We start from the raw sequence: 13,293 nt of genomic DNA, 5'->3' as shown, positions 1-13,293 counted from the left end.
CGGTGTGTGGTGAGCGGCCGGCTCCGGCCCACGTAGACTGGTGGGCTGTTGTCCGGCCGTCGCCGTTCTTGCACATCCGGACCCCTACATCTCGTACCACTCTTCCCGATCTCTGGAGCCACCCCCTCATGCAGAACGAATCCACGTCCTCGCAGCCCGGGGAGCCGCAGGCCGGAGAGTCCCTGATCGGCCGGGAGTACGAGGTCGAGGTCGGTCCCGTCGCCCACGGCGGGCACTGCATCGCCCGCACCGACGAGGGCCAGGTCCTCTTCGTCCGGCACACCCTGCCCGGCGAGAAGGTCGTCGCCCGGGTCACCGAGGGTGAGAGCGGCTCCCGCTTCCTGCGCGCCGACGCCATCACCGTCATCGAGGCGTCCAAGGACCGGGTCGAGGCCCCCTGCCCCTACGCCGGCCCCGGCAAGTGCGGCGGCTGCGACTGGCAGCACGCCAAGCCGGGCGCGCAGCGACGCCTCAAGGGCGAGGTCATTGCCGAGCAGCTCCAGCGCCTCGCGGGCCTCACGCCCGAGGAGGCCGGGTGGGACGGCACGGTCATGCCCGCCGAGGGCGACAAGCTCCCGCCGGGCCAGGTCCCGGCCTGGCGCACGCGAGTGCAGTACGCCGTCGACGCCGACGGCCTGGTCGGACTCCGCAAGCACCGCTCGCACGAGGTCCAGCCGGTCGACCACTGCATGATCGCCGCCCCCGGCGTCTCCGAGCTCGGCATCGAGAAGCAGGACTGGCCGCAGATGGCGACGGTCGAGGCCATCTCCGCCACCGGCTCCCACGACCGCCAGGTCATCCTGACCCCGCGCGAGGGCGGCCGGCTCCCGCTGGTCGAGCTGGACAAGCCCGTGTCCGTGATGCGCGTGGACGAGAAGGACGGCGGCGTCCACCGCGTCCACGGCCGCGCCTTCGTGCGCGAGCGGGCCGACGACCGTACGTACCGCGTCGGCTCCGGCGGCTTCTGGCAGGTGCACCCGCAGGCGGCGGACACCCTGGTGCGCGCGGTCATGCAGGGGCTGCTGCCCCGCAAGAACGACACCGCGCTGGACCTCTACTGCGGCGTCGGCCTGTTCGCGGGCGCGATCGGCCAGCGGATCGGTGAGAAGGGCGCGGTGCTCGGCATCGAGTCCGGGAAGCGCGCGGTCGAGGACGCCCGTCACAACCTGAAGGACCTGGAACGGGTCCGCATCGAGCACGGCAAGGTCGACCAGGTCCTGCCGCGCACGGGCATCACGGAGTGCGACCTGATCGTGCTGGACCCGCCGCGGGCGGGCGCGGGCAAGGCCACGGTCAAGCAGCTGGTCGCGCTGGGGGCACGGCGCATCGCGTACGTCGCGTGCGACCCGGCGGCGCTGGCACGGGACATCGCGTACTTCCGTGACGGGGGGTACCGGGTGCGGACGCTGCGGGCCTTCGACCTGTTCCCGATGACCCACCATGTCGAGTGCGTCGCGATCCTGGAGCCCGCCGCAAAGGGTGCCTGACCTGCAGGTTTAGGCGATGTGCATTATGCGCACTGTGGGCGTTCTGCGAGGAGCTGATCCGCGATGAGCTGGCCCCGGGGCGCTCCGGCGCGTTCCTGGTATGGGGTGGCCCCTCGCTCTACGACAGCACCATCGCCATCCTCGATGACATCCGAGCCCGCGAGGAGGTGGCGTTCGTGTACGAGGTGATTCCCGGGATCAGCAGCGTCTCGGTCTGGCGGCCCGACACCGCATCAGCCTGAACCGGGTCGGCCGGCCGATCCACATCACCCCGCGCCGACGGCTGTCCGAGACCCTCCCGAACGACGACGGCGACATCGTCGTCATGCTCGACGCGCACGAAAGCTTCCAACACCTGGCCGGCAACGGAATATGGATCTACTGGGGCGCCTACATCGGCATCCCTCACGAGATCCTGGTCTCCGGACCGCTCGACGAGGTCTCCGACCGAATTCGCCGCATGCGTGCCGAGGCGCGCGCCGAGCGCGGATGGATCATGGATACCTAGCTGATGAGGATCAACACGGACGGCGTCGAGGGCTGATCCGAGCGCTCGACCCACGCCGCCCTCGCCCGAACGCCCGAACAGGTGCAATGCACCGCCGAGCTGCTGAAGGGCCGTCAGGGGCGAAACCCCGATCAGTGGAACGACAGGATCCGGGACGGCCGAACTCTTGCCCTGCACGGCTACGGCAACACCACTCGGTCAGGATCCTGAATTCGTCGTCGGCGGACCCGCCACGCATAGGGGGTAGTCGTTCGACCGAGCCCACCTCGACCTGCTCCGCAAATGAGTGCCGCCTACAGCTCGAGGCTGGGGTGACCTTTCGCTGCTGGGTATGGGCCTGACCGCTGCGTCTCCCTATGCTTCTCGTCATGGACAGCACCTGGACCGAGAGTGTCGTCAACGTCGTGGACGTCGAAGCGACGTGTTGGGCCGGTTCCCCGCCGCCTGGGGAGGCCAGCGAGATCATCGAAATTGGGCTCACTGTGGTCGACCTGAACATCGGCGAGCGCCTTGGTCGGCACCGGATCCTGGTGAGGCCCGCCTGGTCCACCGTCAGTGAGTTCTGCACGGAGCTGACAGGACTCACTCAGGACAAAGTCGATCAGGGAGTCTCCTTCGCCGAGGCGTGCCGACTACTGACGGCGGAGCACCGCGCAGGCACCAGGCCCTGGGCCAGTTGGGGCGACTACGACCGTCACCAGTTCGGAAGGCAATGCCAGGCCACAGGGACGCCTTACCCTTTCGGCCGTTACCACGTCAATGCAAAAACTGTCTTCACCAAAGTCGAGGGCCTGCGCAAGGCCCCTGGCATGGCACGCGCCCTGCAGATCGTGGGGCGGCGTCTCGAAGGCCGTCACCACCGGGGTGAGGACGACGCCTGGAACATCGCTGCTCTCGTACTCCACCTCCACGAGAGGGGAGCCTGGCCGACCGCGGGAGGGCACCGGGCCTGACGCGCCGCCAGGGCGTGGGGCAGGGCATCCTGCATGTACGACAACGGTGCCGGCTGCAAGGAGTGCTGGTTGCGCCGATCTGCTCCGTCAGGTCTGTGCCTGGATCCACCGCCTGAATTCTGATCTTCGGTATCGGGTGGGCTCGGAATGATCTTTCGGGGTGCGGGCAGCGCGATGGGGCGGGTGGCCGTCCGGTGCGGGATCTCCGAGGTTCTTCCAGGTCGTGGGCGGTCAGGTTGAGCGTGTGGTTCAGGTGAGCATGCGCTGGCCGGTGGCTGTCCACAGGTCGGTGAAGTCGTTGGCCCAGCGCCAGCGTTCGGGCAGGTGGAGGGTGACGCGGCGGGCTCCGGTGGCGATCCGGGCGGGGGTGTTGATCAGGTGGCGGCGGATGGTGCCGGTCCTCGCCTTGGCGTGGAAGGCGGAGGCGAGGTGGCCGCTCGCGCGGGTGAGGTTGTAGGCGGTGGCGGCTAGGGTCAGCCAGGCGGCGTTCGCGGTGAACTTCCCCGAGGGCAGGTGGGCGAGCGCGGAGTCTTCCAGGTCGGCGAAGACCTGCTCGATGACGGCGTGTTCGCGGTGCATCGGCTCGGCCTGAGCCAGGATGAAGGGGCTGTCGGTGAAGATCACGTGATGTCGCCAGACGCCGAACAGCTCGGCCTGGCCGGCGGGCACGCTCTTGGGGTTCAGCCGTTTCACGCGGCGCACGATCAGTCGGGCGGTGGTGTGGAATGCCTTCTTCTTGTTGGTGCACGCGGTGAACTCGATCTCGGTGATCTCGGCGTCGGAGATCCAGCGTTCCTCCTCGGCGTCCCAGACGGCGCTGGCGTACTTGATCGGCGTCCAGGCATCCTCGGGGATCTGCATGATGGCCTCGCGGATGGTCTTCTTGACCGCGACGGCCAGGGAGAAGGCGGCACCCGCCCTGCGGCACACATCGACGACCTTGTGGGAGAAGTACGCGGAGTCCGCACGGACGACGATGTGTGCGGTGATGCCCATGGCCCGGACCGTGGCCAGGGCCTCGCGCAGCAGACTGGCCGCGCCCTTGCCGGAGCCTGCCGAGCCCTTACGCAGCCTGGTCGCCACGATCACGGGCGCGCAGCTGGAGGTCTTCACGGTGACGATCTGGAAGTGCAGGCCGCGCTGCTTGGTGTAGCCGAACGAGGCGCCCTGCTTGGCGGGGCCGTAGACCTGCTTGACCTTGGAGTCGATGTCCACGAACACCACCTCGTCCCGGTGGGGGACCAGACCAGTGTGCGTGGCCAGGCGGCAGGTGAACGTCCGTGTGGCGGACTCCAGTTGGCGCACATGCCCCCAGGTGAAGGTACGCAGGAAACTACCCAGCGTGGACGGCGCCCGCACCCCGCCGAACAGGCGCGGCAGCCCGTCGTGGCGCAGTATGTCCAGGTCGTCGATGCTGTCCGCCCCGGCGACCATGCCGCCCACGGTCGACATGGCTTTCGCGTCGGCAGCCGTACCGGCACCGTTCTTCGCACCGGTGAGCCTCACCTTCTGGGCCACCAAGGCGGGCAACCCGCACCGCTCGGCCAGCCGGATCGTCGGGATCAGCCCGGCGTGCGCGATCAGGTCCGAGTCGTCGAACGCGGCGAAGAGCTCCGCGGGTCTGTGGGAGACTTTCACTTACGAGGTGCCTTGCTTCGTGGGACTGATGAGGGCGTAGGAACTCCCATCATCCAGGTCAGCAGGCACCTCTTCTCTATTCGTCGCCCACAGACCGACCATCACGCGGTGGATCCAGGCTGTGGCCTTCGACCGGAGCCATGGATGGAACCGTCTTACGGCCTCTCAATCAGCGCATGACATCCTCAAGCGCTGAAGATGACCCGAATTTTCTAGTACCGATACCACACGTATGGTCGGCTCAGTGACATATACGAGCGTGGAGTATGTCGGAAAGTCCGGTTCGGCGAGGTAACCCTCGTCATCTTCCCAGTTTTCTTCGATTGTGATTTTTCCGGGAGCCTGTATTCGTGCTAGATAGTATCTGCCCCCCTTGTAATCGCTTTGGCGGGCGTCGAATGGGATTTGCAAGGAGGTCGACAGGGCATCGCCTACCTCTTGCAAGCTCATTTTGTCGGAGCCGTAGAGGTAGTAGCGATGCCCCATGGTTTTCCTCCCGTTAGTTCCGCGGTGCGATGATACTCGGTGCGCGTCCGGTTGCGCTCTCAACGGAATCGTAGACCATGAAGTGAACTGGTCGCCCGGCTGCCTCTGAGAGTTCTTGAGCGAGTCGAGTGAGGCGCATCTTTCGCAGATTTTCGTCCGTCAGCTCGCCGGTTCGGGTGCCCTTAGACCGAAGGCCCACGCCGGCTTTCTTAGCTTGTCCGAAGACGTCTGCTCCTGCGAGTGCGATGTCGAAGTCACTCTCCGGCCGGAAAGGCTCCCCCGTCCTGAAGCTTCGTCCAGTGACGGAGCTTCCGTGAAATATGGCCGTGGAGTCATTGTAGCCAGCTGCGCGCAGGCCGGAGTAGATTTTTTGCGTGAATTGGCCGTATGTCCCAGCGCTGAAGCCTCGAGGAATATACGGGTTTGCTCCACCCAGTGCTGGATCGTCGGAGTGTGCTGCCCCTGGTCCGAATCGGCCTGGAGCCTTGGGCTCGACGGCTGCCCTGCGCCACCCGGTCAGTCCGCCGAGTCCGGTGACGGCGAGCTGTTGGGTGAGTTCGTCGGCTGCTTCGGCGTAGAGGTCGGCGAGTGCGTCGCAGCCTTGTTGGCGGAGCATGTACTCGGCGCGGTAGAGGCGGTAGGCGGGGCGGACGGGGAGGTACTTGTCGACGAATGCGCCGGCGCCGCCGTTCTGGCCGGTGACGGCGTTGTAGGCGTCTCCGAGGAACTGGAAGGGTGCCTTCAGTCCTTGGAGGAAGCCCGAGCCGAAGTCGCCGAGGATCGCTCCTGGGCTGTTGGGGTCTTCGGGGGTGAGACCGCTGGGGTCGGTGAGCAGTGTGGGCTGGTTGTCTGCGTAGGCGTACGAGGACACGTAGGGAGTCGTGGCACCGCGGGCAGCCGGGTCGGTGCTGGCGAAGCGGCCGGTGGCCGGGGTGTACTGGCGGGCGTGGAGGTCGATGTTGCCAGTGGTGGTCTCGTAGCGGGCGCCGGTGTAGGTGGGGGTGCTTGAGGGCGCGCCGGTGGTGACGGTGCCCAGGACGCGGGTGCCGTAGGGGTCGTAGGCCCAGCGCTGGTGGAGGGTGCCGGTGCTGCTGGTGACGTCGAGCGGGGAGCCCTGGGTGTCGTGGTGGTAGTAGAAGACCGCGCCTGTGCCGGTTTTGGTGGCTGCGGGCTGGCTGAGGGGGTCGTAGCGGTAGGACTGCTTGACGGTCCAGGCGCTGTCGTACTCGGTGGCGAGGATCGGCAGGGGTGCGTTGGGGTCCCACTGGGTCCGGCTGGTGACCGCGCCGTCCTGGAGCGTGGCGACCTGGTTGCCGTTGGCGTCGTGGTCGTAGGTGAAGTTGGTACCCGCGACGGTGGCGGCGGAGATCTGTCCGGCCAGGTCGTAGGTGAAGGTGTTGGCGCCGGCCTTCGTCTGGTTGCCTTCCGCGTCGTAGTCGTAGGCAGTGGTGGTGGCCCCGGCGGTGGTGGATGTGAGCTGGTCGGCGTTGTCGTAGGCGTAGCTGGTGGACGTGGTGCCGAGGGTGGAGGTCAGGCGGTTGCCGACCTTGTCGTAGGTGTAGGACGTGGTGCGGGTCGCGGCGCAGCCGGTGATCCAGGGCTGGGGGTAGCAGCCGGAGGTGAGGCGGCCCGCGGTGTCGTAGGTCTGGTCGTAGCCGCCGGTGCCGACTCCGGCCCGGGTGACGTCGACGCGGGTGGGGAGGCCGGCCGCCGAGAGGGTCAGGGCGGTCTTTGTGACCGTCGTGCCCGCCTTGGCGGCGGTGACGGCGGTGACGCGGCCCGCCCGGTCGTAGGTGCGCTCCTCGGTCTCCGTGTTGGGCAGTGCCGTCTTGGTGAGGTTGCCCGCCGCGTCCGAGGTGTAGGTGGTGGTGGCACCGTCGGCCGTCATGGTGGCGGTGCGGCCGTCGTTGTCGTACGTGTAGCCGATGGTGTTGCCGTCGGAGTACTTACGGGTGAGCATCTGCCCGGCGGCGTCGTAGGTATACGCGAAGCCGCGGGTCTTGGTGAGGTCGCCGACCGCGTTGTAGACGAAGTCTTCGGACATCTTCGCGTTGGTACGGGCCGTCATCTGTCCGGCGTCGTCGTAGCCGAGGGTGACGTCCGGCGTGGCATCCGAGTAGTCGATCTTGGTAACCAGGCCGCGGACGTCGTACGTCCGGGTGGTGGAGCCGCGGGGCGTCGTCACTTTGACCAGGTTGCTGTCCGCGTCGTACGCGTACGTCGTCGCCCGGTCCAGCGGGTCGGTGACCGACGTCAGGCGGTGCGCCGCGTCATAACCGTAGGTGGTGACGTGGTCGTTGGCGTCGGTGCGACTGGTCATGTTGCCGACCGCGTCGTAGCCGTAGGTGGTGGACGCGCCGCCGGGGGCGGTGGCGGTGGTCAGCTGGTCGAGCTTGTCGTAGTTGTAGGTGGTGGCGCGCTGGTCGGCGTCCGTGCTCCGGGTGACCTTTCCGCCGGCGTCGTACTCGGTTCTGGTCACGTTGCCGAGTGGGTCGGTGACGGCGATCGGATTGCCCGACGGGTCGTAGTCGTAGGTGGTGGTGTACTGGGCAGGGGAGGCGCCGGTAGCGTTGCCTCGCGCATCGACGGCGGTGGCCTGGCGGCCGTCGTCGTCGTAGGTCCAGCTCTCCTTGTTCCCCAGCGGTGAGGTGCTGCTGAGGAGATTCCCGTCGGCGTCGTAGGTGTAGGTGCTCGTCTTGCTCAGCTGGTTGGTGCTGCTGCTCAGCCGATTGTTCTTGTCGTAGACCGAGAGGGTTGTCTTGTCCGCGGCGTCGGTGACCTTGACGACGTTGTCATTGGCGTCGTACGTGTAGCCGGTGGTGTGTCCGAGCTGGTCGGTGTTCACCAGAGGCCGGTTGATCGCGTCGTAGGTCGTCGTTGTGAACGCACCGGTGGGACCCGTGACCTTGGTGCTGTTGCCTGCGGCGTCGTAGGCGTAGCTCGTGGTGTAGGCGGCCGGATCGGTACCGACGACGTTGCCGCGCGGGGAGACGCTGGTGAGCAAGCGTCCCACCTTGTCGTAGGTGTAGGTGGTCTTGTTGCCGGCAGCGTCCGTCTCGGAGGCCAGGTGCCCGGCAGCGTTGTAGGTGCGGGTGACGAAATCGCCTGCCGCGTCCGTTGTCCTGGTCAGGTGCCCGGCATCGTCGTAGGCGAATGCCGTGGTGTCGCCCTCAGGGTTCTTCGCGGTGAGGAGCTGCTCCGCGCCGTTGTAGGTGTAGGACGTGGTGCGGTCCAGCGGGTCGGTGGTCGAGCTGAGCAGCCCTCGCCCGTCGTAGGCGTACGTCGTTGTGTAGGCGTCGGGGTCGGCGCCGGGGGCGTTGCCACGCGGGTCCGTCTTGGTCAGGATCCGCCCGGCCGCGTCGTAGGTGAACGTCGCCTTTTCACCCAGGGGTGTGGTCACCGACGTACGGTTCCCGGCTGTGTCGTAGCCGTAGGTGGTGACGTTGCCTCGTGGCGTTTTCACCGTCTGGATGGCGCCGAGTGCCGTGTACGTGTAGGAGGTGGTGCCGCTGAGCGGGTCGGTGGTCGTCGTCAGCTGGTTGGACGTGTTGTACGCGTAGGTCGTTTTGTTGTTGCGGCCGTCGGTGTGGCTGGTGATGTTGCCCGACGTGTCGTAGGTCCAGATTTCCTTGTAGCCGAGCACCGAGGGTGAGCTGCGCGTGAGCATGCGGCCGGCGCTGTCATACGTCATTGACGTGGTGTTGCCGCGCTGGTCGGTGATGCCCACGGGTCGCAGATTGCGGTCGTAGTCGTAGGTGATGCTTTTGCCGTAGGGGTCGATGGTTGACATGAGGACGTTGCCGGAGTACACGTCGGTCCACACGCCGCCGTCGGGCGCCGTGGTGTGCGACTCGCGACTGCTGTCCCAGGTGAATGTGGTCGTCTTGGTGTTTTGGTCGGTCTGGGAAGTGATCCGGCCCGCGGTGTCGTAGGTGTTGCTGACCTTGCCGTTCGCGGGGTCGGTGTATGACGACAGTCGCTTGTTCGCGTCATATGTGTAGGAAGAGGCTCTCTCGGCGGGGTCGGTCACCGAGGTCAGGAGCCCGTCGGTGTAGCCGTAGGACACCGACGTCGTGTCCGGCAAGCCCACCTTGGTCAGCAGTCCGTCGGCGCCGACCGTGAACGTCGTCGTGCGTCCGGCGGCGTCCCTGACGGACGCGAGCTTGCCGGACGCGTACGTCAGGTCCAGCCCTTTTCCTGCCTTGTCCACGACGGAAGCGAGCTGACCACCGCTGGTGAAGGTCCGCTTGGTGTGGTCGGGCGTCGTCAGGATGTAGTCACTGGTGCCTTTGACCAGCTTGGCTGCAGAACCAGCCGGGGCTTTGTATGTCCCGTCGCTGTTCTGCGCAAACACGAACGACGCCCCGTCGTCCGCCCGGTAGGTGACCTTTCCCGTCGCGACCGTGAGCTTCGAGTCGAACGGTGTCGCCCAGCCGCGGCCCAGCAGGCCCGCCGTGGTCGAGTCGGAACGGTACGTCCGCTCCAGGGCAAGGGGCACACCTGGGCCGACCAGAGAGGCGTCGGTGAGCTGCTCGAAGAACATGCCGGTCGCCGTGTTGACCGGGTCCGCACGGTGAGCCTGCGCATAGCAGGTGCAGATGCCCGCCTGCGCTCCGGGAATGTCAGGCGTGTAGAAGGCTTCCACCAGCGGCGAGGTGGTGCCGCCCGGACTCGAAGACCCGTCCGTGCCGGTGAGGAAGATCCAGGCGTAGTACTTCTTGCCGTCCTCGAGATGCCCCCGAGCGTGCTGCCACTCCACCAGAAGCACTGGTCGGCGGGGTAGGAGTTGCCCGACCACCACCCGTAGCACCAGGCGCCGCTGTCGAGATAGCGGCCCGAAGGGTCACCTGTGCTGCGTTTGATCTCCTGCTGGTGGACGTAGTTCCCCGCCTCGTCGCGGACGTAGAGCCACATCCCGGACACAGAGGAAGCCGTCGTGCCCGTCGGCAGCTGCAGTTGCCCGCCGATCGACAACATCGCCGGGTAAGCAGTGGCGTACGCGCTGACCCAGGTCGGATTGCCCGTTGCCTGCGCGCCGAAGGGCGATGCCGACTTGCCGGCGGCCGGGCCCCGGTCGGCTGGTTCGGTGGGACGGGGGTGCGGTGTGCCGGACGGCTTCTCTGCGCGCGGGTCGATGTAGTTGTGCATGGGCGACAGCTCGCCCCGGTCCCGTTTCACCTGCTGGCGTCTCTCGGCCAGCGTCATGGCCTTGGGCGGCTTCGGGAGGTCCGAAGCGGTCCTCGCCGCGGCCGTCCGTATGGCAGCCGATGGGGGTATGGAGGTCTGTTGGCCTCCGGGGGAGGCCCAGGAGGGGATGACCCCTGCGACGGCCAGGAGAGCCAGAGCCAGGAGTGTTGTGAGGAGTCTTCGCGCTTGTGTGCGCACAGTGCATCACCTGTGAGTAAGTCGTGAACAGAGTCGGGGTGATGCTTGATCCAAAAGTGAATCGAACTAACGCACGGCGGCGGATGGGGCTGGATCCCGACGTGTCGCACCGAACGGCGCCCGGAGTGTCCCCTGGTCGCAGGGTCAACCAGCCGTCCCCCTGATGGGTGATTGGCGTGAACACGCCTTCCTGCCCTGGAGGCGGTAGTTGAACACCCGGGGAGCAGCCAGCCAACCCTGGGTTTCTGTTCGGAGACTGGCGTGATTGGGGCGACTGGTGGGGGAGTGGAAGGTGCGCCTCGTTCGCGGACCTCGCTTGTTGTGCGGGAGTGGAGCTTCTAGTGGCGCTGTGGCTTCGCGGACCATGATCGGCCGGGTGCCGGCAACTGTCGTTGACGACGCCCTCGACTGGGCGGTCGGTGACTGCCCCGCGGGCCGGCGCGAGGCCGCCGAGGACAGGGCCGGACGCACCGAGGATCACCGTCGACGGCAGGGTGCTGAAGGGATCGGCCCATCTGGCCGCTACCCACAGGCGCCTGTTCTCCGCGGAGTTCCTCCGTACGGGTGCGGGGCGTCGTCGGCTGGCTGGCATGGCCCGTGATGTTGTTCGGACAGATGGTGGGGCACGACAGGTGAGTTGGCGTCCGGAGCCGGCGGGGTCGTACCCGATGGGTGACATGGCTTCGGCGGCCTGTTCGCCGGCTGTCGGCCATGACGCTCGTTTGACGCTCCAGGCAGCCATACGCAGGACGACGAGCTGAGAAACGGGCTCTGACCTGGGCTTTTCCATGACGGTCTCGAGCCGACATCTTTCCGATGACGTCGCATGTTGAGTGCGTCGCGATTCTGGAGCCTGCTGCAAAGGGTCTCTGACCTGCAGTTTCCCCGGGGTTCTCAGGCATGGCGGGATGCGCTCGACATGTTTCCCACCGGGGGGCGGGTCGAGTTGACGGCTCGACCCTTTAGACGTCTGAGCTGCGAATTCATCAGTAAGACGCTTGCAGCGGCGATGCTCTCAGGAGCTTGTTCGGAGATTCTTGACGCTCGTACGACGCTCGAATCGGGAGTCTCAACCTCACGGACGTCTCCGGCTGGGTGCGCAGGACCACGTCGATGTACCGGTCATTGCCAAGCGCCTGTCGGCCTGGGTCCCCTGCGCCTGTCGGCCTGGGTCCCCGTTTCCGACGTTCGACGACGTGAGGCCCGGGCGTGCGCCCGGGCCTCACGCATCCTGCTCAGGTCAGGCCGGAACCGGGCAGTAGGCGCAGACCAGGCCCCGTGCAGCGGCAACTCCACGATCTCCGGGTGCCCTGCGACTCGTGCAGCGATTCCCTGGTAGGTGCAGGCGAAGCCGCGGGTGTTGGTGAGGTCGCCGACCGAGTTGTAGACGAAGCCCTCGGCGATCTCCGCGTCGGCTCGGGGCGTGCGTCCGGAGTCGTCGGGTCCGAGAGCGACGAGGGGCCTGGTGTCCGAGTAGTCGATCCTGATCACCGGGCCGCGGCTGGCGTACGTCCGGGTGGTGGAGCCGCGGGGCGTCGTCACCCTGACCGGATTGCTGTCCGCGTCGTACGCGTAGGTCGTCGCCCGGCTTAGGGGGTCGGTGACCGACGTCAGGCGGTGCGCCGCGTCATAACCGTACGTAGTGCAAGAGCTGTTGGCGTCGGTGCTTGACCAATCACGCTGTGCGCGTCTTCACAAGAACTGCTGCTCCACGAGATGCGTCTTGATCTACGGTTGTGCACCATCCGCGATAAGAATGGGGGAGGGGCCATGGAGCAGGCAAGGACAGCTCTTGCCGAGCGGATAGGCAAGCAGAGGGCGGGGGACGGCGACCCGCGGGCTCTGGTCGGTGAGATGCGCCGTTCCGTCCTCCTGGTGCCGGTGGTCGGCGGCGGACTGTGGTCGGCGTGGTCAGGTGGAGTGCGCTGGGTCTGCGGGTTCACCGACGAGGCGGCGCTCGCCCGGTTCGCCCTCAGCCACGCTTCCGGTGACCGGCCCATGGAGTACGCGGCGCTGCTGGGTGCCCGGATCGTGGACGAGGTGGTGCCGTCGCTGGACGGGCCCGCCGGGTTGGCCGTCGACATTGCGACCGAGGACGGGTCGATGTTCTTCCCGCCGGCTGCCGGGATCGTGCCGGACGCTGTCGCGCTGGACGTGGGCTCCGAAGGGAGCGGGCGATGAGCGTAGACGGTGGGGACCTCAGCTTCGGCAAGGCGTCCGTCGTTAAGTTCACGCAGGGCTTGGGCTCGACGATCGACCAGCTCGGTGAACTCGGTGGGCCGACCGGTTCGGTGATGGGCAAGGGCTTCTCGGAGCTGTCCATGACCGGGATGGAGGCCGGGCACCACGGCCTGTCCGTCGACTTCGAGGACTTCTGCGAACGCTGGGAGTGGGGTGTGCGAGCCCTGGTGGGCGACGCCAGTGCGATAGCCGACCGACTCGGACTTGCGGCGGGCACCCAGTGGGAGCACGACCAGTACATCGAGGGCACGTTCAAGGTCGGCGTGAACTCGGTGATGGGCGGGAGCCCGCACGCCACCGAGGAGGAGATCACCCAGCAGGGTTGGGGCGACGTGTTCACTCCGGATTACCTGGACCCGGACTGGAGCGCCGATTCGTTCGAGCAGGCCGGTCAGGAGATGGAGCAGACGTGGAAGGACACCGGCCGCACTGTCCTGACCGAGGGCCAGGGCGGCCAGCGGTCCGAGATGCTCAAGGACGAGCTCGGCCTTTCCGACGACCAGTGGAACCGGGCGCTGGACGACGCCTTTGGCCCGTCGCCGGAGGAACGCGCCCTGCGGGCGCAGCAGCAGACTGAGCCCGGGGGGAACTGACT

General features: G+C 67.0%; 6 protein-coding genes and 2 pseudogenes. 5 read left to right on the top strand and 3 right to left on the bottom strand.

All coding sequences use genetic code 11. From position 1 onward, the window contains the following. The first annotated feature begins 128 nt into the window (after positions 1-128). The 3 genes and pseudogenes from OG206_RS07830 to OG206_RS07820 all read left to right on the top strand — a co-directional run bounded on the left by OG206_RS07830 (position 129) and on the right by OG206_RS07820 (position 2,948). On the top strand, positions 129-1,487 hold the full coding sequence (locus tag OG206_RS07830) for a class I SAM-dependent RNA methyltransferase (RefSeq protein ID WP_327113649.1): 1,359 nt from the start codon (positions 129-131) through the stop codon (positions 1,485-1,487). A 44-nt stretch (positions 1,488-1,531) separates the two neighbouring features. After that, positions 1,532-1,995, top strand: a pseudogene (gene cobF / locus OG206_RS07825) (precorrin-6A synthase (deacetylating)); the annotation flags it as partial. Between the two features lie 368 nt (positions 1,996-2,363). Beyond that, positions 2,364-2,948 carry a 3'-5' exonuclease gene (locus tag OG206_RS07820; protein WP_327113646.1) on the top strand — a complete coding sequence of 195 codons (585 nt, stop codon included), beginning with the start codon at positions 2,364-2,366 and terminating at the stop codon, positions 2,946-2,948. 249 nt (positions 2,949-3,197) lie between these two features. Here OG206_RS07820 and OG206_RS07815 read toward each other — a convergent pair whose 3' ends face one another. The 3 genes and pseudogenes from OG206_RS07815 to OG206_RS07805 form a co-directional block, all read right to left on the bottom strand. Then, complete coding sequence (locus OG206_RS07815) at positions 3,198-4,586, bottom strand: IS1380 family transposase (RefSeq protein WP_327113643.1); 1,389 nt, start codon at positions 4,584-4,586, stop codon at positions 3,198-3,200. A 973-nt stretch (positions 4,587-5,559) separates the two neighbouring features. Next, positions 5,560-10,277, bottom strand: a pseudogene (locus OG206_RS07810) (DUF6531 domain-containing protein); the annotation flags it as partial. A 1,302-nt stretch (positions 10,278-11,579) separates the two neighbouring features. Next, complete coding sequence (locus OG206_RS07805) at positions 11,580-11,999, bottom strand: hypothetical protein (protein ID WP_442805818.1); 420 nt, start codon at positions 11,997-11,999, stop codon at positions 11,580-11,582. A 228-nt stretch (positions 12,000-12,227) separates the two neighbouring features. Between OG206_RS07805 and OG206_RS07800 the strand changes: the two genes are divergently transcribed. Continuing rightward, a complete protein-coding gene (locus OG206_RS07800) occupies positions 12,228-12,638 on the top strand; it encodes a hypothetical protein (RefSeq protein ID WP_327113639.1) in 411 nt (136 codons plus the stop codon). Continuing rightward, entirely contained in the window at positions 12,635-13,291 is a 657-nt protein-coding gene (locus OG206_RS07795; RefSeq protein ID WP_327113637.1) for a hypothetical protein, read from the top strand. The genes OG206_RS07800 and OG206_RS07795 overlap by 4 nt, the downstream gene beginning before the upstream one ends. Positions 13,292-13,293 lie beyond the last annotated feature (2 nt).

It is taken from the genome of Streptomyces sp. NBC_01341 (assembly GCF_035946055.1).
GTDB lineage: Bacteria > Actinomycetota > Actinomycetes > Streptomycetales > Streptomycetaceae > Streptomyces.
Note: the sequence above shows the minus strand (reverse complement) of the source record. Positions and strands in the feature narration are given on the sequence as shown.

Bases quoted from the DNA above. Each gene is read 5' to 3' on its own strand.
- OG206_RS07820 (WP_327113646.1), top strand. From the start codon at position 2,364: ATGGACAGCACCTGGACCGAGAGTGTCGTCAACGTCGTGGACGTCGAA.
- OG206_RS07800 (WP_327113639.1), top strand. From the start codon at position 12,228: ATGGAGCAGGCAAGGACAGCTCTTGCCGAGCGGATAGGCAAGCAGAGG.
- OG206_RS07830 (WP_327113649.1), top strand. From the start codon at position 129: ATGCAGAACGAATCCACGTCCTCGCAGCCCGGGGAGCCGCAGGCCGGA.
- OG206_RS07795 (WP_327113637.1), top strand. From the start codon at position 12,635: ATGAGCGTAGACGGTGGGGACCTCAGCTTCGGCAAGGCGTCCGTCGTT.